The 25,407-nt window shown below is 42.5% G+C and carries 23 protein-coding genes and 2 pseudogenes; 2 read left to right on the top strand and 23 right to left on the bottom strand.

The genetic code is table 11. The features are described from left to right. Window positions 1-6 precede the first annotated feature (6 nt). The 6 genes from ACDG22_RS10830 to ACDG22_RS10805 all read right to left on the bottom strand — a co-directional run bounded on the left by ACDG22_RS10830 (window position 7) and on the right by ACDG22_RS10805 (window position 5,385). Window positions 7-717, bottom strand: a complete 711-nt coding sequence (locus ACDG22_RS10830; protein ID WP_178269896.1) for an aromatic aminobenezylarsenical efflux permease ArsG family transporter — start codon at window positions 715-717, stop codon at window positions 7-9. Between the two features lie 7 nt (window positions 718-724). Beyond that, window positions 725-1,171, bottom strand: a complete 447-nt coding sequence (locus tag ACDG22_RS10825) for a nitrophenyl compound nitroreductase subunit ArsF family protein (protein WP_007568967.1) — start codon at window positions 1,169-1,171, stop codon at window positions 725-727. 66 nt (window positions 1,172-1,237) lie between these two features. Continuing rightward, window positions 1,238-1,564 (bottom strand): ArsR/SmtB family transcription factor, encoded by a 327-nt coding sequence (locus ACDG22_RS10820; protein ID WP_007568966.1) that lies wholly within the window; start codon window positions 1,562-1,564, stop codon window positions 1,238-1,240. A 214-nt stretch (window positions 1,565-1,778) separates the two neighbouring features. Then, a complete protein-coding gene (locus tag ACDG22_RS10815) occupies window positions 1,779-2,168 on the bottom strand; it encodes a GtrA family protein (RefSeq protein ID WP_022126237.1) in 390 nt (129 codons plus the stop codon). A 107-nt stretch (window positions 2,169-2,275) separates the two neighbouring features. Continuing rightward, the gene (aspS, locus tag ACDG22_RS10810) at window positions 2,276-4,033 is read right to left on the bottom strand and encodes an aspartate--tRNA ligase (protein ID WP_007568959.1); all 1,758 of its coding nucleotides are present in this window, start codon (window positions 4,031-4,033) and stop codon (window positions 2,276-2,278) included. 221 nt (window positions 4,034-4,254) lie between these two features. Then, a complete protein-coding gene (locus ACDG22_RS10805; RefSeq protein ID WP_007565353.1) occupies window positions 4,255-5,385 on the bottom strand; it encodes an ISAs1 family transposase in 1,131 nt (376 codons plus the stop codon). A 319-nt stretch (window positions 5,386-5,704) separates the two neighbouring features. Between ACDG22_RS10805 and ACDG22_RS10800 the strand changes: the two genes are divergently transcribed. Beyond that, the gene (locus tag ACDG22_RS10800; protein WP_178269778.1) at window positions 5,705-7,090 is read left to right on the top strand and encodes an MATE family efflux transporter; all 1,386 of its coding nucleotides are present in this window, start codon (window positions 5,705-5,707) and stop codon (window positions 7,088-7,090) included. Here ACDG22_RS10800 and ACDG22_RS10795 read toward each other — a convergent pair. The 4 genes and pseudogenes from ACDG22_RS10795 to ACDG22_RS10780 all read right to left on the bottom strand — a co-directional run. Continuing rightward, window positions 7,035-7,640 carry a murein L,D-transpeptidase catalytic domain family protein gene (locus ACDG22_RS10795; RefSeq protein WP_370858885.1) on the bottom strand — a complete coding sequence of 202 codons (606 nt, stop codon included), beginning with the start codon at window positions 7,638-7,640 and terminating at the stop codon, window positions 7,035-7,037. The genes ACDG22_RS10800 and ACDG22_RS10795 overlap by 56 nt on opposite strands. Window positions 7,641-7,835: 195 nt before the next feature. Next, entirely contained in the window at window positions 7,836-8,855 is a 1,020-nt protein-coding gene (locus tag ACDG22_RS10790; RefSeq protein WP_148315611.1) for a L,D-transpeptidase, read from the bottom strand. Between the two features lie 184 nt (window positions 8,856-9,039). Further along, window positions 9,040-9,810, bottom strand: coding sequence for a phosphate ABC transporter ATP-binding protein PstB (pstB, locus tag ACDG22_RS10785; RefSeq protein WP_007568950.1), 771 nt, complete (start codon window positions 9,808-9,810; stop codon window positions 9,040-9,042). After that, window positions 9,798-10,277 (bottom strand): annotated as a pseudogene (locus ACDG22_RS10780) (PstA family ABC transporter permease); the annotation flags it as partial. The gene pstB and the pseudogene ACDG22_RS10780, both read right to left, overlap by 13 nt. Before the next feature lie 560 nt (window positions 10,278-10,837). On the opposite strand from ACDG22_RS10780, the gene ltrA reads away from it, so the two are divergent. Then, the gene (ltrA, locus tag ACDG22_RS10775) at window positions 10,838-12,646 is read left to right on the top strand and encodes a group II intron reverse transcriptase/maturase (protein WP_118047455.1); all 1,809 of its coding nucleotides are present in this window, start codon (window positions 10,838-10,840) and stop codon (window positions 12,644-12,646) included. A 72-nt stretch (window positions 12,647-12,718) separates the two neighbouring features. Here ltrA and ACDG22_RS10770 read toward each other — a convergent pair whose 3' ends face one another. The 13 genes and pseudogenes from ACDG22_RS10770 to ACDG22_RS10710 all read right to left on the bottom strand — a co-directional run bounded on the left by ACDG22_RS10770 (window position 12,719) and on the right by ACDG22_RS10710 (window position 25,403). After that, on the bottom strand, window positions 12,719-13,162 hold the full coding sequence (locus tag ACDG22_RS10770; RefSeq protein ID WP_270230767.1) for an ABC transporter permease family protein: 444 nt from the start codon (window positions 13,160-13,162) through the stop codon (window positions 12,719-12,721). 23 nt (window positions 13,163-13,185) lie between these two features. Further along, window positions 13,186-14,043, bottom strand: coding sequence for a phosphate ABC transporter permease subunit PstC (gene pstC, locus ACDG22_RS10765; protein ID WP_007568945.1), 858 nt, complete (start codon window positions 14,041-14,043; stop codon window positions 13,186-13,188). A 28-nt stretch (window positions 14,044-14,071) separates the two neighbouring features. After that, window positions 14,072-15,124 (bottom strand): phosphate ABC transporter substrate-binding protein PstS, encoded by a 1,053-nt coding sequence (gene pstS / locus ACDG22_RS10760; RefSeq protein ID WP_007568943.1) that lies wholly within the window; start codon window positions 15,122-15,124, stop codon window positions 14,072-14,074. Window positions 15,125-15,180: 56 nt separating this feature from the next. Further along, window positions 15,181-16,182: a hypothetical protein gene (locus ACDG22_RS10755; RefSeq protein WP_007568941.1), complete on the bottom strand. Its 1,002-nt coding sequence runs from the start codon at window positions 16,180-16,182 to the stop codon at window positions 15,181-15,183. Between the two features lie 67 nt (window positions 16,183-16,249). After that, a complete protein-coding gene (locus ACDG22_RS10750) occupies window positions 16,250-16,870 on the bottom strand; it encodes an IMPACT family protein (protein WP_370859001.1) in 621 nt (206 codons plus the stop codon). Window positions 16,871-16,895: 25 nt separating this feature from the next. Further along, entirely contained in the window at window positions 16,896-17,804 is a 909-nt protein-coding gene (locus tag ACDG22_RS10745; RefSeq protein WP_007568937.1) for a DMT family transporter, read from the bottom strand. 304 nt (window positions 17,805-18,108) lie between these two features. Further along, window positions 18,109-19,356 (bottom strand): DUF1015 domain-containing protein, encoded by a 1,248-nt coding sequence (locus ACDG22_RS10740; RefSeq protein ID WP_007568935.1) that lies wholly within the window; start codon window positions 19,354-19,356, stop codon window positions 18,109-18,111. Continuing rightward, window positions 19,343-19,549 (bottom strand): hypothetical protein, encoded by a 207-nt coding sequence (locus ACDG22_RS10735; RefSeq protein ID WP_007568933.1) that lies wholly within the window; start codon window positions 19,547-19,549, stop codon window positions 19,343-19,345. The genes ACDG22_RS10740 and ACDG22_RS10735 overlap by 14 nt, the downstream gene beginning before the upstream one ends. Before the next feature lie 19 nt (window positions 19,550-19,568). Then, complete coding sequence (locus tag ACDG22_RS10730; RefSeq protein ID WP_007568931.1) at window positions 19,569-20,492, bottom strand: NAD(P)-dependent oxidoreductase; 924 nt, start codon at window positions 20,490-20,492, stop codon at window positions 19,569-19,571. Window positions 20,493-20,584: 92 nt separating this feature from the next. Beyond that, the gene (gene serC, locus ACDG22_RS10725; protein ID WP_007568930.1) at window positions 20,585-21,655 is read right to left on the bottom strand and encodes a 3-phosphoserine/phosphohydroxythreonine transaminase; all 1,071 of its coding nucleotides are present in this window, start codon (window positions 21,653-21,655) and stop codon (window positions 20,585-20,587) included. 251 nt (window positions 21,656-21,906) lie between these two features. Next, entirely contained in the window at window positions 21,907-23,223 is a 1,317-nt protein-coding gene (locus tag ACDG22_RS10720) for a DEAD/DEAH box helicase (protein ID WP_007568928.1), read from the bottom strand. A 140-nt stretch (window positions 23,224-23,363) separates the two neighbouring features. Then, a pseudogene (locus ACDG22_RS10715) lies at window positions 23,364-24,529 on the bottom strand (MalY/PatB family protein). Between the two features lie 7 nt (window positions 24,530-24,536). Beyond that, window positions 24,537-25,403 carry a DUF3737 family protein gene (locus ACDG22_RS10710; protein ID WP_007568920.1) on the bottom strand — a complete coding sequence of 289 codons (867 nt, stop codon included), beginning with the start codon at window positions 25,401-25,403 and terminating at the stop codon, window positions 24,537-24,539. Between the last annotated feature and the right edge of the window lie 4 nt (window positions 25,404-25,407).

Below are 25,407 nucleotides of genomic sequence, written 5' to 3'. Positions count from 1 at the left end.
GATTATTTATGATAAATATATGATATAGCAATAATACATGCCAATAATGACAAAAAGCACTCCTACCACCAGATTCAGCCATCTCTGTATGACCTGCATCTTTCCGTAAAAAGTGCCCAGACGCTGCACACTGAACGCCAGTACCCATGCTACAAGCAGTACCGGAATAGCAGTTGCTACAGCAAAAACCACAGGCAGAACATAGCCGGCAGTTGCAGTAGCCGACATCGGAATCAGCATTCCAAAGTAAAACACCCCACTGGTGGGACAAAAGGCAAGAGCAAACAGAATGCCTATCAACAAAGCACCCCACCCTCCTTTTTTGGCCAAGCCTTCGGCATTTCCACTAAACCCAAACTGAGGAAGGTTCAGTCTGCTTCCGAAAAGCATGAACAGTCCGATGAGCAACAACAGCGGTCCTAACAGCCATTCACCGTATGTACCTATTGTCTTTTGAATCCCGAACATGCTGGATCCCTCCTTCAGTACAGTAATCAATATAGTTCCCAGTAAGGTATAGGCAACAATACGCCCCAGCGTATAAAGCAAGCCGTTACGGAAAATCTGTCTGCGATTTTCAATATCTTTTCCGATAAAACCGATAGCAGCTATATTTGTTGCTAACGGACAAGGTGAAAGGGCTGTAAGCAGACCTAATAAAAAGGCTGTCAGCAGGGGTGTCGTACTATTATCCAATAATGTCTGTAGCCAGTCCATAATGAAATCAATTTATCATTTCATTAATTTTATCCACTAATCCTTTCTTAAATTCTCCCGGAGATTTACGGGCATTCGAAAAAGCAAATTCAGTCATGTTTTCAGCTTTTTCCTGTCCGTTTTTATGACTGACAATATAAAGAGAAGACCATGTTACCTGATATTTCTCGGCTATTGCCTCATTTTCCGGTTTCGAGATGTCTATAATTCTGAAACTCAATGTACCGTCTGCCAGTCTGTCTGCAAAAGCACTGTCAATTGCTGCCCTTGCATTTTTTTCGATTGCAATACAGGTAGCACAGCGTTGCTTGCTGTGGAAACAAAGAACTTCTACACCATCCGAACGAACTGCCGTTTCTTTTTCTGCCGGCAAAACGGTTCCTTCAGTCTTGGATTTCATCCCGCAAGCAACAAAAACAAAGCATGCAGCTAATAAAAATAAAATCTTTTTCATATTTACATATACTTAAAGTTAGTCTTTCGTAGAATAACGAACAACAAATAGAAAAAAAGAGCCGGCTTAGCCGCAACAGCTCTCTTTCTTGCACACCTGTTGTCCGAAGAAACCGGCAAACATTTTCTGCGCCAGTGCCCAGTTCTCCTTATTAATGCAATATTTCACTTTAGGAGCCTCTATTTCTCCTTGAATCAGACCTGCTTCTTTCAGCTCCTTGAGATGTTGTGAAACTGTAGCTTTCGCTATAGGCAACTCTTCGTGAATATCACCAAAAAAACAGGTTTCCTGGCGGAGCAGAAACTGCAAGATGGCCATACGCGCAGGATGTCCCATCGCTTTGGCAAAACGGGCTATCTGTTCTTGTTCGTCTGTATATTTCTTATCAGCCATAGAATATTTATTATTTGTTGTTCGCAAAACTACGAATAAAATAATTATTCTGCAAATTCTTTCTGAATTTTAACTGTAGGGATATTGCACAACGAGTGCTTTACCATTATACTTCTTCCCTCGCATACATGCAGTAAAGAGCATAAAAGTAAACAATAAAATATAGTTTGAAATAAGATATGACTTCCAGAATGAGAAGCCAGAGAAAAGAAAATCAACGGAAGGTTATCCACTTGTTGCTCATGAAGTTGATTGCACCGTACACAAAAAGTCCAAGGAACTGAGCAAGATATTCATTACACCCGCAAATTTCGACAAGAAACAAAAGAAACAGGAACTGCGCTGCATACGCTACCGCAAAAGCACAGGCAAAAAACAAGATTTCATGCCAGATGGTATTCTTCTTCCGGTCGGCATCAAAAGGGAAAATCCAGAACTTACACCATATAAAGTTATGAATCTGCGCCACTACATAAGCCACTACATTGGCTATCATGTAATGTTCACCCTCTATATGCATGAGCAATCCTACAATCAGTGCAGTTATCAGGGCGTTCAATGTACCTACTATGGCAAAACGTAGAATACGGACAGACTCTCTCATCAAAAATAATCGGGAAAAGGCATAAAAAGATTTCGAGGCAAAGCAAGTACAGTCGTCGCGACTATCTTGCCTTGCTCGAAATTATAATATCTGAAAATAACTTTATTTTATTCTTTTATTTCAACTTTCAAGTTAAGCTCGTCGAGCTGTTTCTGATCGAGATAACCCGGTGCATCCAACATGACATCGCGTCCGGAATTGTTTTTCGGGAAAGCAATACAGTCGCGGATAGAATCGAGTCCGGCAAACAGCGAAACCCAACGATCGAGTCCGTATGCCAAACCACCGTGAGGAGGCGCACCAAACTTGAAGGCGTTCATCAGGAAGCCAAACTGTTCCTGAGCCTTTTCGGGAGTGAATCCCAAAATCTCAAACATCTTGGCCTGAAGCTGTGAATCGTGAATACGGATAGAACCACCACCTACTTCTACTCCATTTACTACCATATCGTAAGCGTCTGCACGGACAGCAGCCGGATTTGTATCAAGCAATGGAATATCTTCGTCCTTCGGATGAGTGAACGGATGGTGCATTGCCATCAATCGGCCTTCTTCTTCGCTCCATTCGAACATCGGGAAGTCTACTACCCACAAGCAAGCAAACTGGTTCTTGTCGCGCAAGCCCAGCTGGTTACCCATTTCCAAACGAAGCTCGCACAACTGCTTGCGAGTCTTCATCACATCATCGCCGCTCAAAATCAGAATCAGGTCACCCGGTTTAGCACCGAAAGCTTCTTTCATCTGCTGAAGCACTTCCTGACTGTAGAACTTGTCAACGCTTGATTTCACATTACCGTCGGCTTCCACACGTGCATAAACCAATCCTTTCGCACCAATCTGCGGACGTTTTACAAATTCTGTCAGCTGATCGAGCTGCTTACGTGTATAGTGCGCTGCACCTTCGGCACAAATACCGCCGATATAAGCCGCATTATCGAATACAGAGAAACCGTAACCTTTCAGAATATCCATCAGTTCGACAAACTTCATACCGAAACGCAAATCGGGCTTGTCGCTACCATAGTATTTCATGGCATCAGCCCATGGCATGCGGATAAACGGTTCTGTCAGTTCCACGCCACGCAATTCTTTAAACAAATGCTTAGCCATACCCTCGAACATCTGGATAATGTCTTCCTGTTCTACGAAACTCATTTCACAGTCAATCTGTGTAAACTCAGGCTGACGGTCGGCACGAAGGTCTTCATCGCGGAAGCATTTTACAATCTGGAAATAACGGTCGAAACCAGAAACCATAAGTAACTGTTTCAGTGTTTGAGGCGACTGTGGAAGTGCATAGAACTGTCCCGGGTTCATACGAGAAGGAACAACGAAATCGCGTGCACCTTCAGGAGTAGAACCAATCAGCATCGGAGTTTCTACTTCGAGGAATCCCTTGCTGTCGAGATAACGGCGTACTTCCATCGTCATACGATGACGCAGTTCCAGATTTTTACGGACTGCCGTACGGCGCAAATCAAGGTAACGGTATTTCATACGGAGGTCATCGCCACCGTCGGTATTGTCTTCGATTGTAAACGGAGGAGTCAGTGCAGTATTCAGCACATTCAGTTCTGAAACAATGATTTCAATATCTCCTGTCGGAAGATTGGCATTCTTGCTTGAGCGTTCGCTAACCTGGCCTTTCACCTGTATGACAAACTCACGGCCCAAATGATTGGCACGTTCGCACAATTCTGCATTCACATCTGTATTGAACACCAACTGAGTGATGCCATAACGGTCGCGGAGATCAACAAATGTCATTCCGCCCATTTTACGTGTACGCTGTACCCATCCGGCAAGTGTCACGTTTTTACCTGCATCGGCAAGTCTTAACTCGCCGCACGTATACGTTCTGAACATATCTTTTTCTATTTATAGACACTTATAATTTGTGACAAAGGTAGCACATGTTTTTGATTTATGCAATAAATTTGCGCCTGCAAAAGAGGGAAAGGGCACGGCTCTTTCATTTAAGCTTAGATAAAGGCACATAATTCCCCCACCCACTTCTTATGGGAAGTAGGGATTTTGTTATGATTGATACCCAAAACGTTACGAATCCTCTGAAATTACAAATTATCTCATTTTTGATCCAGCATATGTATCATTGCGGTAAAGTCCAAAGAAAGTTCTCTAATAAGTTCGGCCGTTCCCTTAGCCTTGTCGGAGAGCTTTTTCCTTTTACCTTTCCATATAGAAAGTATTGCCAGTACTATCCTCTGTATCGTGTCAAGGTTTCTGGCGGACCTTGCACTATTCCGCCTGATGAAGTCCTGCCTCAGGTTGCGGTCAAGGTCCCAGTGCATGCTTTCTATTGCCCAATGCATTCTGGCTATTGTACTCAGCCGCCTGGCACTTCCGTGAAAACTGGAGACATAGAACCTCCTCTCGGAAGATTTCTGACCATCAGATTTTCTCTCCGTTGCAGTCCGTATTTCGACAACCGTCAGATTTCCATTCCACTTTTTCCTGTCCGTAATCAGGTCATTTCCACGAAAGATACGGCATACTCTGGTCTCTATTCTGCCATGTTCAAGAAAAGGGCCTTCCGAATATACATCCACAGGCTCTGCAAGTTCGACATTGTCCTCAACCCCATATCGCAGAGTTCTCTGGTTTGCCTTCAGCTCGATAAGGAAATCACCGCCTTTTTCCCGGATTTTATCTATGATGGCTTTCTGGAAGGACATGGCGTCTGCCGTAACTATGCATCCTGACACATCCACCTTGTCCAACAGTTTGGGTACGGAAGTTATCTCGTTGCTTTTTTCTTCACACATGTCCGTGGCAAGGGTGAAACCTCCTTCAAGGGAATAGGCGGATACGATGTCGGGGGTGCGTCCGTTTTCAAGTACCGTCCCTCTCATTGCCTTGCCGTCAATACAGAGGATGTCTCCGGCACAACCGACAAGCTCATCATGGAAGGTGGAGGTAAATTCAGACATCCGCTCAGACATGGCTTCATCATCAATATGTTTGAATATACGGCAGAGCGTAGGTTCAGAAGGCACACCGTCCAACAAAATTCCTAAAGAGCGGAAGCGTTTCAGATTACGCTCGCCGAATCTGATTATATCCGGTCTTGTCATACACTTGCCCAGCCGTCCGAGTATTACAAGGAGAAGAATATCTTCCAGCTTGTATTTGTAGTTTCCCTTGTCTGTCCTGCGGTAATCCGGCACTGATTTCACAAATTCTTTCAGATGTTTCATTATGCTGCCACGACGGCAGAATGCATGTTTCTTTTTTATATATTAGACATGCAAAATGTTGCATATCAGCAAAATAAATCTTATTTTCGCATAGCGAAAATTAAGGCGGAAATCAAAAAACGACCTCTGTCGCATTTGATTTCCGCCTACAAAAATAATTTTATATGAACGATAAAAAGAAACACCGGAAGCGGTGCTTCCTGCATCGCTGTGCGCAAAAATAATGGTTTTTCGGAGAATAACAAGGATTATAGAGGTTGTTTTAAATGAAAGAGCCGTGGGGAAAGGGCTGTATGGCCCTTACAAATTAGCAGTAAAAATGAATTTACATTATAACAGAGCAAACGATTTAACCCAAGGTAGCATCATGGGAACGATGTTGCGCTTTGCCGTTCCGATGATTCTGGGCAATCTGCTGCAGCAGTGCTACAACATAGCCGACACACTGATAGTAGGTCATTATCTGGGGGCAGATGCACTGGCTGCCGTAGGATCGGCTTATACGCTTATGGTATTTATCACATCGGTGTTTATCGGTCTGTGCATGGGCAGCGGCGCTGTCTTTTCGATACAATACGGAGCTAAAGATTATGAAGGTATGAAGCAAAGTCTGGTTTCATCGCTGGTGCTGACAGGAGGTGTCACACTGGTGTTGAACATAATTGCACTGGCTGGTATCCATCCTATCATCCGCCTGCTTCAGACTCCCGCAGAAATAAAAGGCCTGATGTTCGACTATCTGTTCATCATATTCCCGGGCATAGCAAGTACATTCATTTATAATTATTACGCATACCTGCTGCGCGCACTGGGTAATTCAATAGTACCTCTCTATTTTCTGGCAGTTTCTGTAGTATTGAATATTGTGCTCGACTTACTTTTTATTCCGATATTTCATTGGGGAGTATCAGGAGCAGCAGCGGCTACTGTCATTTCGCAAACCATAGCAGCGGCAGGACTTTGTATCTATGCATTGTATCGTTTTCCGATATTCAGACTGAAGCGTAACCAAATCCGCCTGCACCGGAAATCGGTAAAAGAAATTGCTACTTATTCGTCGCTGACGTGTATGCAACAATCCGTTATGAATTTCGGTATTCTGATGGTACAGGGACTGGTTAACAGCTTCGGGACAAGCGTCATGGCAGCTTTTGCTGTTGCGGTAAAAATTGATTCGCTTGCCTACATGCCGGTACAGGATTTCGGAAATGCCTTTTCTACATTTGTAGCACAGAACTTCGGTGCCAGACAAAAAGAACGTATCCGGCGAGGTATCCGCAGTGCTGTCAGTGTTACAACGTGGTTTTGCCTGATAATCTCAGCAGTGGTGTTCATCTTTGCCCGCCCGCTGATGCAGTTCTTTATCGATAACACGGAAGCTGAAATTATCAATATTGGAGTCGAATATCTGCGGGTAGAAGGCAGCTTCTACGTAGGTATAGGTTATCTGTTTCTTTTATACGGGTTTTACCGAGCTGTACGCATGCCGGGCATGTCGGTTGTACTGACTGTTTTTTCACTGGGTACACGTGTCGTTCTGGCATATGCACTGGCAGCAATACCAGCCATAGGTGTTCACGGCATCTGGTGGTCGATTCCTATAGGATGGATATTAGCCGACTGCTTTGGTGTTTGGTATTACCATAATGTCAGGCACGGTCTTTGGAGTTCAGGATATGGCTCTGTGCAAGATACTCGGGAGTAGCAGCATAGATATACATCACACTTCCTCCTTTGATGGTATCGATAAGCGGCCGGGAAAGTTTTTGCGGAACGGCAGGACATCCGAAACTTCTTCCTAGCCTACCCCCTGCACGAATGACGGAAGGATCGGCATAGGCAGCTCCATGTACTACGATGGCACGTTCGCGGGCGCGGTCGTTTATACCTTTCTCCAGTCCGTCGAGTATCAACGAATAACCGTTCTTTCCCTGATAGGTAGAAGCCGTAAGATAGAATCCCAATGAACTTTTGTACGAGCCATATTCATTGGAGAAAGACGTTGCATATACTCCTCCGCTATTCTTTCCATGAGCTACTACCGAAGAAAAAAGCATTTTCTTTTCTTTCATATCAAATACATACAGACGCTTTTCGGTAGAAGGTTTGGAAAAATCTATCAGAGTCAGTATTTCTTTTTTGCGCTGAGCAATCCGGTAATATCCTGTTACCGCCTGACGAAAAGCGGTGTAATTCACTTCACCCTCCAATTGCATTTCTCTAAAAAGTTCAGCACACCGGTCGGGTTTTGCCATACTTTTAACTTCAAGTACGGCAGATGCTCCCTCACCTAGTCCGGTAAAGGAATACAAAAAAGAAACAAACAGGAAAAATACAGTTAATGATATACGCAGCATGGTCTTTCTTAAAAATAACGGCTGCAAAATTACTCATTTTATCTGTAACTATTTATTATCAGATAGTTAAAAGCAACAAGTTTTATTATTTATTCACTCTATTACGACTATCAGCGTAGCTTCGGCAGGCATATTGTCGAATATAAACTTGGAATGTGAAGTAGCATTACGCACACACATGTGCGAACGGGGAATGGTTCCCAGCGACCAGCTGTATTCTATCATTGCTGTACGGGGTACATTAACGGGCACTCCATGTATATATGCCCCGTTGGTAAACCGTGAGGCATAAGGAGCATATCCGCCCGTAGCTGAACCTCCGTCTTTCAGGAACACCATTTTTGTTTTCTTTTCCTGAAGCAGAAACATTCCCAATGGCGTTTCTTGAGCATAAGGCGGACGATGCACGCCTGTAGTAGCCGGATTCATGCTTCGTATCACCCACTCACCTTCTGACAGACGTTCTAAAGTTGCTATATTCTGATCGCCCCGGTCGACAAAAACGACATAGTGAAAAACAGTGCTGTCGGGCAAGACACGAAGATAGCGCGGCGGTACAAGATATTCTTCATCTTCCACCACCGGAGCTATACGCAGGAAACTGCCAGCCTTTCCACGGAGATATGCCAGCGAGCCGTCACGTCCATAACGTTCCGGGACAGAAGAATCTGTCGTTAGATACAGGGGAACAGACTGATATCGCTCCACACCAAGCGTATCGGCAATCCGTCCGTAAGCATTGCGTATATAACGTCGTACCAGAGGAGCCTCACTGTTTAGGTTTTTATAGTTTCGCAACACTACCCATTGTGACGTATCACGATGCATGTTTTCGATAAAGGCAAGACACTTCCGTATCGTTTCCCATTTGAAACTGCGCACGGTATCACCATAGGGATAAGTATCCTCAAGTGTATATTTATCGTAGAGCAAATCTTTGGTCAGATTGATATCAGACGCAACGAGAAGTTCCGGAGTATGAGCCGGAAGAAGAAGACTGTCGGGAGTTAGTTCTGTTTCTTCTGACAGACGGGGCATACCGGTTTGTTGTTCGCCGCAGGCAAATAAAAACAAGCAAACGGTCAACAGCAATATGGAGAAGCCCTTTTTCATAGCAAGGAGGTTAATGTTCATTGTAAAAGTAATAAAAAAATTTCAAAAAAAGAATCTTTTACCTAATAAACAAACCACTTTGCCTGTTTGTTGCAATTCCTTAAAAAAACACTCCGGAGCAAACGGAAAAACATTCATTTTTCCCGTCTGTTCCGGAGTACCCAGAATAGTTACAAGTATGACCTTATCCCATTTTTCCTGTCAGATAAGCACGTGTACGCTCGTCTGTCGGGTTATCAAACATCTTGTCTGTACGGTCATACTCTATCAGTTCACCCATATACATAAACATCGAATAGTCGGATATACGCATAGCCTGCGACATGTTGTGGGTAACGATCAAGATAGTAACATCTTTCTTCAGACCGTCCATCAGTTCTTCTATATACTTGGTTGCAATAGGGTCCAAGGCAGAAGTAGGCTCGTCCATCAACAGCACATCCGGTTTCAACGCAAGCGAACGGGCGATACACAAACGCTGCTGCTGTCCTCCGGAAAGGAATGTACCACGTTTGGTAAGTGAGTCTTTCACTTCATCCCACAGAGCAACACTACGCAAATTACGCTCTACGATTTCATCTTTTTCCGATTTGGAAAGGCGGATTCCATTCAATAAATAGCCAGCCAGTACATTATCGTAAATATTCATGGTCGGGAACGGATTCGGACGCTGAAATACCATACCAATACGGCGACGTTCTTCCATCGGTTGCATCTGAAGCACGTTTTCGCCATTCAACAGAATTTCACCTGTCACACGAATATTTTTATAGAGTTCGTGCATACGGTTTACGGCACGCAGTAAAGTACTCTTTCCACAACCCGAAGGTCCCATGATAGCCGTAATTGTATTTTTCTGAATGTCTGCCGACACATGCTTCACAGCCATCGTACTGGATGTATATGAAATACAGACATCCTTTATTTGTAATATCGGTTCTTTTATATTTTCCATTTCTTCGCGATTCGTTTTGCTAATAAGTTCAGACATAGTACAAAAGTAAGCAGGAACAGTGAGGCTCCCCAAATCAGGCTCTGCAAGTTAGGATCATTGAAGAATTCCCAGATAAGCAAGGGAACGGCCGACATCGGCTTAGTCATATTCCAGCTGATAGCAGCTCCTCCCAGTGCAGTAAACATCAGCGGAGCTGTTTCACCTACTACACGCGATATAGCCAGCAAAATACCAGTAAAGATACTTCCCAAAGCAGAAGGCAGCATTACCTGCAGCATAACACGCCAGTAACTACCTCCCAGCGCCAGACCGGCCTCTTTCAATGTTTCCGGCAGCACTTTCATTGTTTCTTCTGTAGAACGGATGATAAGAGGCAGCATCATAATGAACAGTGCCACGCTTCCGGCTATAGCCGAATAGCCTTTCATCGGCACTACCACCCAGATATATGTAAGTGCGCCCAGAATGGTCGCTTAATAAATACTTCTTTAGCAAGAAGTTAGGATTGGGTTCGATATAATCCTATCGTCAATCAGTTTATCCAAAGGGGAAACCCGATGGGGAGTGTAGCATACTGATTAAAGCTCCAAGTCCACTAATAGTCAGGTGGCGACTGAGGGGCAAGACGAAAAGACATACATAAGGATGAAGCCTTGATTGGTTGAATGATAGTTCAGTGGTACCAAATCTTGCAACAACGGAAGACTATTATACATACGTTGTTTCATAGTACTCTGCCTATTTTGTGCGTTAGTGCAGAGCATAAAGAACCGACTATGACACAGCCGCAATAAGCGGACAAGAACGAAAGTCGCATCCGACAGTATGTCGTGCTAATAGTTATTAAGAGAACTAACTGGGGATTACCTAAGTCGGAACGCTGGAACAAACAGCTATAAAGAAAGCTTTTGAATATCCGATATGGTAACGGAACTTCCGTAGTAGTCCGAGCAAGGGAAAGCCTTGTACATGGCGAAGGGAAGTAGTCTGTAACTTTAATACAAACAACGGAAAACGTGAGAGACGTATGAGAAATCCAGAGCAAGTATTAAACATTTTAGCTGGACACAGCAATGAGCCCGAGTATAAATACGAAAGGCTTTACCGTATTCTATTCAATGAACAGATGTTCTTTGTCGCCTACCAACGTATGTGTGCAAAGCCGGGCAACATGACACCCGGCACAGATGGCAAAACTGAGGATGAAATGAGCATTGACAGGATAAACAAACTCATAGAGAGTATAAAGGATGAGACTTATAGTCCCAATCCTGCAAAGAGAACTTACATTCCGAAAAAGAATGGGAAGATGCGTCCGCTAGGAATACCGTCTTTTGAAGACAAATTGGTTCAAGAGGTAGTAAGAATGGTGCTTGAAGCCATATATGAGGGACACTTTGAGTGGACATCGCACGGTTTCAGACCCAACCGAAGCTGCCACACAGCACTGAAAAGTCTACAAAACAATTTCAACGGTGCAAAATGGTTCATTGAGGGAGATATAAAAGGCTTCTTTGACAACATAGACCATAATGTGCTGATAGAAATAATGAAAGGCAGAATAGCAGACGACAGATTTCTTCGTCTGATACGGAAATTCCTCAATGCAGGGTACATGGAAGAGTGGCAATTCAACAAGACTTATTCAGGGACACCGCAAGGTGGTATCATAAGCCCTATTTTGGCAAACATATACCTAGACAAGTTCGATAAGTACATGGATGAATATGCCAACAAATTCAATAAAGGGACAGCAAGAAGCCGCAACAAGGATATTTGCAAACTCAACAGCAGAGTACACTACCTAAAACGTAGGATAAATGAAGTAGAGGATGTAAACGTAAGAACAAGGATGGTAGAAGAACTGCACGAAAAGCAGAAGCTGATACTTACAATGCCAAGTGGCAATGATATGGATGTAAACTTTCGCAGGTTGAAATACGTGCGCTATGCCGATGATTTCCTTATCGGAGTTATCGGAACGAAAAACGAATGTGAGAGAATCAAAGCTGACATCACTAAGTTTATGCAGGAAAAGTTAAGACTGGAGATGTCACAGGAAAAGACTTTGATTACAAATGCACAAGACAGCGCAAAATTTTTGGGTTACGAAATATATGTCCGTAAAGACTATGCCACAAAGAGAAACAGTAACGGAACAGTGCGCAGATACTTCAATGGGAACGTGATATTGCACGTTTCAAGAGAAGTAATCAAGAACAAGCTGCTCAGCCTCGAAGCCATGAAAGTTGTCACCAAACACGGCAAGGAGACATGGGTGTCAAAAGGCAGGACTTATATGATTGACAATGAAGCGCACGAGATTGTATCTCAGTTTAATACCGAAATACGAGGGTTCTACAACTATTACTCAATAGCAAACAATGCATCGGCTTTGGGACGCTCTTTCGGCTGTATTATGAAGTTCTCCATGTACAAAACTCTTGCTCAAAAGCTGAATATGTCAGTGAGAAAAGTCATTGAAAGATACCGCAAGGACAATCTCTTTGCAGTGCCTTTTGTAAACAAGGGAGGAGAAACCAAGTACAGGGTATTCTATAATGAGGGGTATGCCCGTAAAACGGATTGTGAAACAGCCCCAAGTGACAATCTGCCGTACATGTTCAAAACGCCATCGTTGAGTCTGATAGAAAGGCTTACAACAAAAACGTGCGAACTATGTGGCAAGCACGGAGAAGTGGTAATGCACCATGTCCGCACACTCAAAGAGTTAAAAGGTAAAAATGACTGGGAACGCAAAATGCTCTACATGCACAGAAAGACTTTGGTTGTATGTGCGGAGTGTAACGCAAAAATCCAGAGATGTGTCAAGTAAGATGATGTTACAGATGGAGAGCCGTATACATGGAGACGTGTAAGTACGGTTCGGGGGCAGGCAAACGAAAACCTACCGCTGTAAAGCGGAAAGGCGTTGTTTGCCGAGCCTACTAATACCGATAATGATAGAAGGAGTACCCTGAAGCAAGTCAGTAAGGTAACTGACAATCGTTGCAAACCAGTTTTTCCGATATTCAGACAAACAGATTCCACAGAACACACCCACTGGTATAGCAACTACGGCAGCAAGCATCAACATCAGGAAAGTACCCACAATTCCATTGGCAATACCACCCGGAATATCCTGCCCCGCCGAGACAGCCTGCATCGCCTTATATGCATTGGGAGTTGCCTCGGTAATGAATGACCATCCCAACTGTTTCCATCCTTTTATCAGCACTTCTCCCAAAATAGCAAGCAAAGGGATCGCTGTCAGTCCGGATAGCACACACACCAGCACATAAAGCAACCGGTTCTTGAATATACGGATTCGAATGTTATTATCACGTACCATTTATACAAATTCTATTTTATAGATTACACATGTCTTGCCTTGCGTATCAATATTTTTCCAATCATATTGATAACAGCTGTTATAAGGAACAATAACAAACCGATGGCAATCAATGACGAAAGTTTCAGTCCGTCGGCTTCACCAAACTGATTGGCTATGATACTAGCCATCGTGTTACCTGTAGTACGCAAGGTCTCAGGCATCTGATTGGTGTTACCAATCAGCATTGTAACTGTCATCGTTTCTCCCAAAGCACGTCCGATAGCCAAAATATAAGCGGAAAAGATACCCGATCCTGCCATAGGGAAAACCACTCTCCGGATAACTTCTGCACGGGTTGCTCCCATAGCATATGCTCCTTCTTTCAAGTCGGAAGGAACCATTTTGATAAACTCCGAACTCAGAGAAGCTGCATAAGGTACAATCATAATAGCCAACACAAAAGCCGCAGTAAGGATTCCCGAACCTTGTGGAGATAGGTTTAAATGCATGAATACGTTACGCAATACATAAAATCCCCACAAGCCATAAATAATGGAAGGAATACCAGCCAGCAGATCGGTAACGGTTCCCAGCACTGCTGCAATTTTCTTTCCACGGAAATACTCACCTGTAAACAAGGCAACCGGCAAAGAGAACGGAATACACATCAGCAGAGCAAGAATTGTAGTAAGCAATGTTCCGGTAATAAACGGAAGTGCTCCGTAGCTTTCTTTTCCTGCCGTCGTTACCCAGTCGTCGGAGAAGATAAAATTCCAGAAACCAAAATGTTCGAACGCTCCGGAGGCATCGGCAGTGAGGGAATATACGATTCCCCCACCGATGATAGGAATAACAACAGCCGACAGAATAAGTAAAACTCTAAAAATTTTGTCTTGCATAAAATATCAGCTTTGCAGTAATAATCTATTATTTCAGAATCGGCTGTCCCTGATAAGTAACAGTCTTAAGGTTTGCCAGACTTTGTTCAACAGCTTTCTTAGGCAGCGGAGCATAGTGTACGGTAGCAGTAGTCTGCTGTACGCTGTCGCTTAACATATATTGCATCAAATCCAGCGTAGCTTTAGCCTGTGCTTCCGAACGGTCTGAATAATTCTGTTCCTTGTAAATCAGCAACCAGGTAAAACAGCTGATAGGATAAGCTCCTGCTGCATCGGCATTGGTTATAGAACAACGAGTGTCCTGAGGAATATCACCGGCAGCAGCCGAGATACTTTCTGTAGACGGAGTGATCAGCTCACCACGCTGGTTCTTTACAGCTGCATAAGGAATTTTCTGTGCGAAAGCATATTCAGAACCAATATATCCCAATGAATACGGAGTCTGTGCAATGATACCAGCTACACCCGGATTACCTTTTGCAGCCTGTCCGACAGGGAAATCCACTGTTTTACCTGATCCGAAAGTATTTTTCCAGCTTTCGCTGACTTTAGACAAATAATCGGTAAATACAAATGTTGTACCGCTACCATCCGAACGATATGCAAGAATTATCTTCTTTGCAGGCAATTTCACATCCGGATTCAGTTCCTGCAAACGTGCATCATTCCAGTCTGTTATCTTTCCAGCATAAATATCAGCAATAACATCACCCGACAAGTTCAATTTAACTACATCCGGTAAATTGTAGGCCAATACCACAGCTCCCATACATGTCGGGATGTGTACTACAGGTTCCATTTCTGACATTTCCTTATCGCTCAAGAAAGCATCACTTCCGGCAAAGTCTACGATACCATCTTTCAGGTTACGTACTCCACCACCACTACCAATGCCACCATAAGAAACTTTATTATCGTGTGTAGCACCATATCCTTCAAAGCTCATGTTATAGAAAGGTAATGGGAAAGTTGCTCCCGCACCAGTTAATTCTACAGATTCAGTTGATGATTTTTGTCCACCACATGCAGTAACGGCAATAGCCATTATACCTGCCACCAAAGGCAAATAATGTTTTTTCATTGTTTATTAATTTAATAAATTGAATTTTCTTATATTTAAAAATCTCTTTGATAATTTCATAAGGAGAAAGAAGCGTTCAGATAAGCATAATATGAATTGGGCATACTTCCTGCTTTGGGCGACCATATCCGGAAGTTAGGAGAAAGTTTTATGTATTTTCCAAGCCGGAACTCCGCTCCTACAAGTCCTGCCATACCATCATTCTCTTCATTCCATTTGTTTTTTGAAGTAAGATAGTCCCAACGACCAAAGACTCCGACTTTCTTAGACAAGTTGACCGTTGCATAGGCTGACACACCGCTCTGGTCTTGTCCGTCTGTGTAGCTGGCATTTTTCTGATAATTATATTCTGCCGCCAGAGAAAATGACTTGTGTTTATATCCGATGAAAGAAGCCAGATTTGTTATACCTTTACCTGATTCTTCCGAAGCTTCATTATAAGAACCATACAGACGGATAAAAAGATTCTTGACAGGCATCAGTGTCACTCCTGCCCCATATTGCAGACCGTCTTTTACCTGAAGTTTTTTGTAACCTTCGCCATTGGCAAGAATAACGTCTGCCGATACATAATCGTTGAAATCGTAAGCTGCCGATACAGCAAGATCGGCACTGCTTCCGAACTTATACTCATCCTGGAAAGATTTCATCACATACCGCTTACCCCAGAAGCTTTCCTGAAACTTAAACTGGGTAGTAGAAATCAAACCTGCGTGTAATGTCCACTTTTCACGTTTCCATGATATCTGGGCATTCTTAACAAAACCTATACGCTGATGATCATCAACACTTTTAGACTGTCCGAAATCGGCAACTACCTTTAACTGAAGTTCTTTCGACAAATCATACTGATATCCCAAGTACGCTCGGTCTAAATTAAAACCACGGTCATCATTCACATGACCAAAGCCGGAATGGATATCAGAAAAAATCGTAATAATAGCCTTGCCTTTCGGGGGTTCTTCTTTGTTGCTATCTTCGGCATGTGCCGGCATAGCCACACATCCTAACAAGCCTGCGATAAAGGCACATCGTGTTTTTAAATTTTTCTTATTCACTATACTTCTGCTTTTTATTTCGATAGCAAAAGTACAAGGCACACGTAACTTGATTATGTCATAATTATTACAAAGATGTTACATCGTCTTCGGGGAAACGAAGTGTTTCTACCTTTTCCAGACGAGAACGCAGACGAGGCATCAAAGATTTGCGGATGCGAAGGCGCATGAAACAGTCCATATCGTACGACTGTTCCAATATCTCGGGAGATTCTTCTTTTACAATACGCATTACATCGTTCATGAAAGGATATTCAAAAGCAACCATCACATCCTGATCTACCGTTTTTTCTATCACCGTCGCTTCGGCTATTGCTTGTGCGGCTGCTGTCCGATAGGCCACAATCAATCCACTGGTACCTAATTTAATTCCTCCGAAATAACGTACCACAATAACCAGAATATCGGTCAGTTCATTCGAATTGATTTGTCCTAAGATAGGCTTTCCGGCTGTACCTGAAGGTTCTCCATTGTCATTAGCACGAAAATCTTTCCGTTCAGCTCCAAGCATATATGCATAGCATACATGGCGTGCATCATAGTACTTTTTCTGGTACTCTTCCAAATATTGTTTTATTTCGGCAAGTGTACGCACTGGGATAGCAATGGCTATGAACTTGCTTCGCTTCTCTGTATAAACAGACTCTGACTGTCCTTCAATGGTTTTATAAGTATCTTCCAAAATAATTCGTTTTTATATTAGATTCAAGTATTTATTTATGCAATACATGTACGCGGATTCTGTTAACCAGCGACTTTCCTACAATAATCAGTGTAACGGCCGACAGCACAAGAATAATTCCTAAAATAATGCGTGGCGTAAGGCGTTCACCAAACACCAAGACACCGAAGAATAAGGCTGTAATCGGCTCCAAAGCACCTAAAATAGCCGCAGGAGTAGAACCGATATAGTGTATAGACTTAGTCATGGCGACTAAAGATATTACAGTCGGGAATAAAGCTAACCCTATCGGATTGATCCACAGCCAAGGAGTACTGATAGGATCGAGATGCGTACAGAACTTCAAACGGACAACAAATACGCTCAAGCCAAACAATAAAGCATAAAATGTAAGTTTTGCAGTAGGCATGTCTTTCAGCGACGAACGATTCACTCCTATAATATAAATAGCATACGTAAGTGAGGATATAAAGACAAGTAAAACTCCGATTAAACTTAACGTCTTTCCACCTTCACCCTTGTACAATAAGGATATGCCAACAAAAGCCAAAGCAATAGAAACAGCTGTTATAACAGAAACTTTCTCCTTAAAGAAAACAGCCATAATAACAGCAACCAATACCGGATAAACAAACAGAATGGTAGAAGCAATGCCTGCATCCATATAATTATAACTCTGAAAAAGAGCAAGCGAGGAAAATGCAAACAGCATCCCCATAACAAGTAAAGGCAATACTTCGCTACGATGCAATGCAAATGACTGTTTCTGCACCTTCATCAGCAAAGCAAGCATCACTACACCTAGTCCGTAACGGTAAAACAATACCGAATCAGCACTTACTCCATCAGCATAAAGAGGCAGAGTAAATAGAGGATTCAGTCCATAACTGGCAGCTGCCACTGCTCCATAAACAAAACCTTTGAATGTATTACTAGCCATGAAATATCTGTTACTTTTGCAAAACCGGATGCAAAGGTACACAATTTAAGTAAAAAACATTTGGCACAATCATAAAAAAGGTCAGGACATTTTCGCTAAAATCTCCTGACCTCACTATATATCGGATTAATCTTTGCCGAAAAGAATATTTCCCAGTACAAGCTAACTGTTAAAGTTGCTATTATCACTCGCCAGTGTTGGCCGGGACTTACTGCAGCAGCATAAAAACATAAGCCAATTCTGCTTTGCAATTTTATACAGCAAAAGAAATCCCATATAAAACTAATATTATTCCATCATACACTTACTCCAGCTTATGTATCACCAGACCGGAGCGAAGCTTAGGTTCGAACCAAGTAGTCTTAGGCGGCATAATATTTCCGGTATCTGCAATGTCCATTAATTGTTTCATGGAAACCGGATAAAGTGCAAGCGCCATCTTCATTTCACCACTGTCTACCCGCTTCTTCAGTTCACCAAGTCCGCGAATACCGCCCACAAAGTCGATACGCTTGTCCGAGCGCAGGTCCTTGATACCGAGAATCTCGTCCAGAATCAGGTTGGAAGAAATCGTGACATCCAGCACCCCAATCGGGTCGTTATCGTCGTAAGTGCCCGGTTTGGCCGTCAGACTGTACCATTTTCCCTCCAGATAAAGAGAGAAATTATGTAAGGCGGCCGGTCTGTAGATGTCCGTACCTTTTTCCTCCACCACAAAGTTCTTCTTCAACGCTTCAAGGAAGGCTTGCGGAGTCAGTCCGTTCAGTTCCTTCACGACACGATTATAGTCGATAATAGTCAGTTGCTCTGCCGGAAAACACACTGCCATAAAGTAGTTGTATTCTTCATCACCCCGATGGTTCGGATTCTGAGCCGCCTTTTCAGCCCCTACCAGTGCTGCTGCCGCACTACGATGATGTCCGTCAGCAATGTAAAGCGAAGGCATTTCTTTGAACGCTTCTGTCACAGCTTCAATATCCTTATCGTCATCAATTACCCAGAACTGATGGCCGAAGCCGTCATCCGGTGCCACAAAGTCGTACACCGGTTTCTGTGCCGTATATTTAGCCACCACAGCATCCAGCGTCTTGTTTTCCGGGTAAGCAAAGAACACCGGTTCGATGTTCGCATTGTTCACCCGCACATGCTTCATACGGTCCTCCTCCTTGTCACGGCGCGTCAGCTCATGCTTCTTAATCACCCCGTTCATGTAGTCGGGTACATAAGCTCCTACCACCAGACCATACTGCGTCTTGCCGTTCATAGTCTGGGCATAAATATAATAACACGGTTTGTCGTCCTGCACCAGCCAGCCTTTTTCCTGGAACATTCGGAAATTCGCTACCGCCTTATCGTACACACACGGATCATGTTCGTCTGTTCCCTCCGGGAAGTCAATCTCCGGTTTAATGATGTGATACAATGATTTCTCGTTGCCTTTCGCCTCTTCGCGGGCCTCAGCCGAGTTTAACACGTCATAAGGGCGGGAAGCTACCTGCTCCACCAAGTCCTGCGGCGGACGAACACCCTTGAAAGGTTTAACTATTGCCATAATGCTTGAAATTTCGTTTGAAAAATAACACTAACGTCCACAGCGCATAAAGGAAAAACATCAATGCCATGCCGCACAGAAATCCTTTCCAGAAATCATCCAGAAACGACCTGCACAAAGAATTCACCAGCAGCAAGGAAGCTCCGATCCCCAATGGGATCAGCGAATGCCGTTCGTATGCGGTCAGTTTCATTTATGCACAAATAAAAGAGTTACTTTTTATTTACACGGAATTTCTCACAACCATCTTTCAGGAAGCCCACAATCTGACGGGCCGCTGCGATACCGGCATTGATATTTGCTTCAGCTGTCTGTGCACCCATCTTCTTCGGAGTAGAGAAATAACGTCCCGGAAAATGATCGGCAAACTCTTCATGATGTGCTGGCATAATATCAGTTACATATTTCAAGTCCGGACGGTCATTCATCAGGCGAAGCAAATCCGCTTCATTAATCACCTCCTTACGGGCAGTATTAACCAGCAGACCGTTTTTCGGCATACGATTTACCAAGTCATAGTTAATCGAGTTTTTGGTTTCGGCAGTAGCCGGAATATGCAAAGACACCACGTTACAAGTAGCATACAACTCTTCAGCAGAATCAACCGGTTTTATACCATCAGCCTCCATCACCTCTTTCGGACAATAAGTATCATAAGCATAAATATCCATACCGATTCCTTTTGCTATACGAGCCACATTGCGTCCTACATTACCGTATGCATGAATACCCAGCTTCTTGCCCATCAGTTCCGTACCCGATTTGCCGTCGTAAAAATTACGAACCGCCATAATCATCATACCGAAAGCCAACTCAGCAACTGCATTTGAGTTTTGTCCCGGAGTATTCATCACACAAACGCCATGTGCAGTAGCAGCCTCCAGATCGACGTTATCGTAACCAGCTCCAGCACGAACTACGATCTTCAATTCGGGAGCGGCATCAAACACTTCATTATCAATAACATCACTACGGATAATAATAGCATTGGCATCTTTTACAGCTTCAAGGAGCTGTGCTTTTTCTGTATATTTTTCAAGTAAAGCCAGTTCGTAACCAGCAGCTTCTACTTCCTTACGAATACCGTCGACTGCAACTTTTGCAAACGGTTTTTCTGTTGCTACTAAAACTTTCATAACTATCAGATTTAATATAAATAAAAAAAGCACACATACCCGCACACTATCTATCCGTGCAGGTCTGTGTGCCTTTATAAACGACTAATAAATTAATGCATTTTTTCGAACTCCTGCATGCAGTCTATCAGAGCCTGAACGCTCTCTACAGGCATGGCATTGTAACAAGAAGCGCGGAATCCACCTACTGAGCGATGTCCCTTGATACCAACCATTCCTTTATCTGTAGCAAACTTCAAGAAGTCTGCCTCCAAATCCTTATATTCGTCTGCCATTACAAAGCAAATATTCATATAAGAGCGATCGCCTTTATCTGTAACCGTTCCGCGGAACAGTTTATTACGGTCGATTTCAGCATACAACATATCTGCACGTTGCTTAGCACGGCGTTGCATTTCTTCTACTCCACCCTGAGCCTTTATCCAGCGCAATGTCTGCAAAGCCGCATAAATAGGAACTACAGGAGGTGTATTAAACATAGAGCCTTTATCAACATGAGTCTGATAATTCAACATGGTAGGGATATGACGTGAAACTTTGCCCAAAGCTTCATTTTTCACTATGACAAAAGTAACGCCTGCCGGTGCCAGGTTTTTCTGTGCACCGCCATAGATACAGATATATTTTGAGACATCAATCGGGCGAGAGAATATATCAGATGACATATCGGCAACCATCGGAACATTCACATCCAAATCGGCATGGAGTTCTGTTCCATAAATCGTATTGTTTGTAGTAATATGGAAATAATCCACATCTGCCGGTACTGTATAATCTTTCGGAATATAAGTATATCCGTCTTTTTCGGAAGAAGCTACTTCAACTGTTTCACCGAATGCCTTCGCTTCTTTCAAAGCTTTTTTTGCCCATGTACCTGTATTAAGATATGCAGCTTTCTTTTCAAGGAAATTATAAGGAACCATACAGAACTCCATACTTGCTCCTCCACCCAGGAAAAGTACCGAATACCCTTCCGGAATATTCAGAAGTTCCTTAAACAAGGCAACAGCCTCGTCTACCACCGGCTGGAAGTCTTTAGCGCGGTGACTGATTTCCATCAACGAAAGTCCCGAACCATTAAAGTCAAGAATAGCCTGAGCTGTTTTTTCGATCACTTCGCGAGGCAATATAGAAGGTCCCGCATTGAAATTATGTTTTTTCATTTGGAAGTTTGTTTTGGTTAAACATTTGTTCGTTCTTACAATTGCGAATATAGCGATTATTTTTAGATTTCCAAAAGTTTTTGTAATATTTTTCTAGCAACCCAGGGCTTTTAATAACAAATTACACAAAACAATGCGGTTTAATTTACAAATTAACACAAGAAGTAAGTTCTATGACTTTTGAACAGACTAGAGTCATAGCATTTTGAGAGAATTTCTTACCGAAACAAGGTTTTATTGACACAAAGTTATCATTTAGCCAGTTCTATCAAAGCTTTTATCCCCTTAATCTTTTCATTTTGCACAAGTTTTAACACCTGTTTATATTTAGAACGAGAAACCGCTGCAAAAGCATAATGATCTTTCACATCTACACGGCCAATATCCTCCTTGCTTAAATTTCCTTTTTTAGACAAAAAACCTACAATATCTATTTTATTGATTTTATCTTTTTTCCCCTTTCCTATATATAAGGTAACAAAATCAGGCAGGGCAGGTTTAGGAAGCACAGCCGGCAAGAGATATTCCTCCGGTTCTTCCTTTATGTAAGAAGGCAACTGTTCTTCAGAATGAAGAATGATGTAAGAACTACCATCAGCTTCCCAGCGTGCCGTACGTCCGTTCCGGTGTATAAACCCGTCTTCTGCAACTGGAAGATGATAATGAACAACATTTTTTATATCGGGAATATCTAAACCACGTGCTGCCAGATCGGTCGAGATAAAAATATGACAGCTACCATTCCGAAATTTATATAAAGCTCTTTCCCGGTCATCCTGCTCCATTCCACCATGAAACGTTTCGCAATACACTTTCATGGAATGTAAATATTTACCTACACGGTCTACACTTTCACGATGGTTGCAAAAAACCAGAGTAGACTGATTTCCCAAACAACAAAGCAACTTATATAAAGTTTCCAATTTATCTTTTACAGGAGAAATCACTTTATACAAATGCAAACGTTCAGAAATACCTCCATCAGGATCAAGAAAATTTAATTTGACGGTACGGTTCAAGCCGGTAAAATGAGGAATCTCTTCAGCATCTGTAGCCGAAAGCAGAAAACGACGACGTAATTTAGGCAATTTACTTATAACATCCGACATTTCTTCCTGAAAACCGAATTCCAAACATTTATCGAATTCATCAATCACCAAAAGCTTCACTGTAGAAGCATCAAAATTTTGTTTTTCCAAGTGATCGTTCATTCGTCCCGGTGTACCGACAATTACTGACGGGCAGATACCTTTCATTGTACGATGTTCGTCCATTGCCGGACGCCCTCCGTAACAACTCATTATTTTAAATTCCGTATTCATAGACTTAAATACTTGCTCTATCTGTAAAGCCAACTCGCGGGATGGGACTAAAATAACAGCCTGAACTCCTTGCTGACCGGGCTTCAAAGAAGAAACAAGAGGCAATAAATAAGCCAAAGTCTTACCCGAGCCCGTAGGCGAAAGCAGGACTAAATCACCTCCTTCACGATAGGCATCGACAGCTGTTTGCTGCATCACATTCAACTGTTCTATTTTCAAATTCGCAAGTATTGTTTGTATATCCATAAATTCCGGTTTTTAATTATTCTACGCAAAGATAACCAGAAGTCATGACATTATCAAAGGAAAAGCAGGTACAGGCAGCAGATGATGATAACGTTTATCACATTTACAGAAAAAAGAAAGTGCCCGACCTGCTTATTCTTTTAGTTATGATGAACAAAATCTCTGAATCTATCTAATCCTTCTGTTAGCAAGGCCCTCGGACAAGCTATATTCCAACGCATAAACCCTTCACCTTCTGCTCCATACACATCTCCAGAATTCAGCCACAAATGAACATTTTCCTTTAATAGACATTCCAGTTCCTTGGATGGTAGAAGCAACTTCCGGCAATCCATCCAGACCAGATAAGTACCTTCTAATTCAGCAATAGGAAAATCAGGCAAATATTTTTTCACAATAGTCTTTCATGTATTGGTAGTTTTCAAACAGATAACGACACAAACTGCGCCAACCGCTCCTCACCCTCATTATAGGCAGCTATCGTGGCAATAACGCCAAAAGGATTAACGTCGCAGACTTCATTAATATTAATCGCTTTATCTATCTTATGGCGCATATATTCGTCTGCACAAACAATATTAGCAATTTGCAAGCCTGCGATATTAAAAGCTTTGCCAGGAGATACACAAGTAACAGAATACTTCTGAAACTTTTCAGAAAGTGAAGCAAAAGGAGTATAGACATTTTCTGGAAAGACCAGCTCACAATGTATTTCATCTGCAATGACTGTCACCCCATTACGAATACAAATCTCTCCGATTTGGCACAATTCCTGTTTACTCCACACTCTGCCAGCAGGATTATGCGGATTACAAAGCAGCATAAACTTCACTTCCGGATCTGCTGCCTTTCGTTCCAAATCGTCAAAATCGATAGAGAAAGTTTTTCCATCCCACAGTAAGGGACTACTTACTATCTCACAACCATTGTTTCTGATAGAGGAAAAAAAACAGTTGTAAACCGGTGTCTGAACTAAAACTTTATCTCCCGGAGCCGTTAATGCCTTTATGATGGCGGATATGGCCGGAACAACTCCCGAAGTATAAATAATCCATTCACGATTTATCTGCCACCGATGCCTCCGACTAAACTATCCTACAACAGCACTATAATACTCATCCGGAACGCGAGTATATCCAAAAATGCCGTGCTGTACACGTTGCTGCAGCGCACGAATAATAGCTGGAGCTGTCCGAAAATCCATATCCGCTACCCACATCGGCAAAATATCCGGCAGCGTCGCACTATCCCATTTATATGAATTAGTATGATGTCGCGAAACTATTTCGTCAAAATTATATTTCATACTTTATTTAATCAGAAAAACAAGTAAGTCCATCCCATAATTTCAGCTCACAATCACCTGGTGCTTTAATATGTTCATCAAGAATTATCTGTCCGTAACTTTCGGCAGTAATACATCCCGTACGAGGATTCTTTACACTATGTACTGCACTCTTAATCGTAGCATGCACAGAACTATATTCAAAAGCAAGATCACAATCATCAGCCATTACACAATCCTCCATTATTAACCCGTGAGCATAACAAAGAGGTTGTGTGCCCGAGATTTTACAATTAACCAAGCGCAAATTCTTAGAATGCCAGCCTAAATATTCTCCATTAATTTCAGAATCATACACCGTCACATTTTCTGTATTCCAGAACGCATCTTTCGAATTGATCACTGCATTGTGAATTTCTACATTTCTGCAATACTGAAACGAGTAGTTGCCATTCTGCATATAATCTTTTATGGTAATATTTTCACTATGCATAAAAAGATAATCAGCATTATCCACATGCACATTTTTTAAATTGACATTACGACAATGCCACAACGTTTCCTGAGCATTAGGCAAGTGTACGTTAACCAGCTCCAGTCCATCCATTTCATGGAACATTTTAGGAGCCTCCACTTTTGTATCCGTCATTTTCAAATTTTGCGAATACCAAAGTGCAGCACGTGCTCCTTCAGTAAACAGACAGTTTTTGACAATAAAGCCATTGACGTGCCAAAATGGATATTTTCCCTCAAAACGACAGTTCACTGCAATAATATTACTACATTCTTTTAAAGCAGATTCTCCTGCATGAATTGTTACATTATCAATCTGCAAATCATGAGAAGCAAACAAAGGGCGTTCGCCTCCAAACTCTGTATTTTTTACCTGTTGCATAATT

Source organism: Phocaeicola coprocola (assembly GCF_041333015.1).
In the GTDB taxonomy this organism is placed as follows: Bacteria; Bacteroidota; Bacteroidia; order Bacteroidales; family Bacteroidaceae; genus Phocaeicola; species Phocaeicola coprocola.
This window is presented reverse-complemented; position numbering and strand designations above follow the sequence as displayed.